This window comes from Kitasatospora nipponensis, from assembly GCF_039528135.1.
GTDB classification, from domain to species: Bacteria; Actinomycetota; Actinomycetes; order Streptomycetales; family Streptomycetaceae; genus Kitasatospora; species Kitasatospora nipponensis.
The window spans coordinates 1-1,474 of the sequence record NZ_BAAALF010000448.1 but is presented as its reverse complement, the minus strand read 5'-3'; the positions used below and the strand labels follow the sequence as shown (position 1 = coordinate 1,474).

Sequence of the window (1,474 nt, the reverse complement as noted above, 5' to 3'; positions counted from 1 at the left end):
CAGGCTCCGCTGACCAAGCGGGATGCTGGCGGGGCATCGGGCAGCAGCGCCCCGAGTGCCGCTGCCACGGCGCCCGGAGGGACGCTGCCGGGTGGGACGGACCCCGGGCAGCAGGCGATGGAGGATCCGGGTGACTTCTCCATTGTCGGCAAGGGCCTCGTTGTGGCGGCCGTGATCCTGGTGGTCCTGGCAGTTCTGGCCATCATTGTGATCGTTGTCCTGGTGAAGGCGTCCAAGCGCCGCCGGGCGGCTCGCGCGGGACAGCCGCCGGTACCGCCGTACGGATACCCGCAGGCCCAGCCGCCGTACCCGAACCAGCCCTACGGTAACCAGCCTCCGCCGCAGGAGTACCCGCCGTACGGCAGTCAGCCTCCGCAGCAGCCGCCGTACCAGAATCCTTACGGTTCCGGTGGCAACCAGTGACGCTGAGGGAGTGTCAGCACACCTTCAGGAAGCGATACGATCGAACGCCCTGACCAGTTGGCAGTAACCTGCCGCGCGGGGCGAGTTCAGGCCCGGACGAGGACAGCGTCGGACGGGGAAGCAGCGACACTCCAGGGGGAGGAGCCGTATGTCGGACGGATATCAGGTCAACACCGACGAGTTGGAGGCGGTCGTTAAGCGACTGCGGGCGCTCCAGCAGAACATCGGTCAGACCGCGGACAAGACCAAGTACAACACCGTCGTCAAGCGCGAGGACTTCGGTGGCAATTTCCCCGAGGCGTCGGCACTGTTCACAGCGCACGATGGCATGCAGGCGTTCCTCGCCAAGACCATCGCTGATCTGAACTCGCTGATCAACGACTTCGGTGACAAGACCAAGATGGTCACTGAGAACTACCGGGGCCTCGAGGAAGACCAGAAGTCGGTCATGAACAGCCAGCAGAGGGCGGTCTGACATGGCACGGAACCCGTACTTCGAGAGCAAGGCACTGATCCCGCTCAAGGGGATGCTTGAGGTCTCCAAGCCCGAGCGGCTGAAGGAGGTCAGCGAGCACTGGAAGAACGTGGAGGCTGAACTCCGCAGTGCCGCCGACGATTTGAAGAAGGCAGTGGAGCACGCGACCCAGAACTGGCAGGGGGTCGCAGCTCAGGGGTTCGCCACCCGGGCAGGGGTCATCCACACCAGCATGTCGAACACGGCCGCGCACGCCGTGCAGACCTCCAGCGCGATGAACTACGCCAGCCAGGCGCTGAGCCAGAGCAAGTCGGCCATGAACGGTATCGACGTGCCCAGCTCCTTCGAGAGTGGCATGAAGTGGGCCAGCGACCTCGGCCAGCAGGGGCTGGTAGGTCAGGTACGGCTGCGGTTCGACCAGGGTGATCTGCACCCGGCCGTCCCGGAGTTGGGCCTTGAGCAGCTGCTGGAGGCGGAGTGCGGTGGCGGTTCCGGCACAGCCGCCGCCGACGATCAGGATCCTGATGGGGGGGCCTCCTTCCGGTGGGAGGTGGTTGACGGCTCCATGAGGGCCTG

The 1,474-nt window shown here is 65.6% G+C and carries 2 protein-coding genes and 1 pseudogene; all 3 read left to right on the top strand.

The window, feature by feature from the left end; genetic code table 11:
- A pseudogene (locus tag ABD323_RS41080) lies at positions 1-423 on the top strand (hypothetical protein); the annotation flags it as partial.
- Between the two features lie 148 nt (positions 424-571).
- Positions 572-898 (top strand): hypothetical protein, encoded by a 327-nt coding sequence (locus ABD323_RS41075; RefSeq protein ID WP_184919097.1) that lies wholly within the window; start codon positions 572-574, stop codon positions 896-898.
- A 1-nt stretch (position 899) separates the two neighbouring features.
- On the top strand, positions 900-1,474 hold a 575-nt coding region (locus ABD323_RS46145; RefSeq protein WP_425556340.1), incomplete at its 3' end, for a WXG100 family type VII secretion target.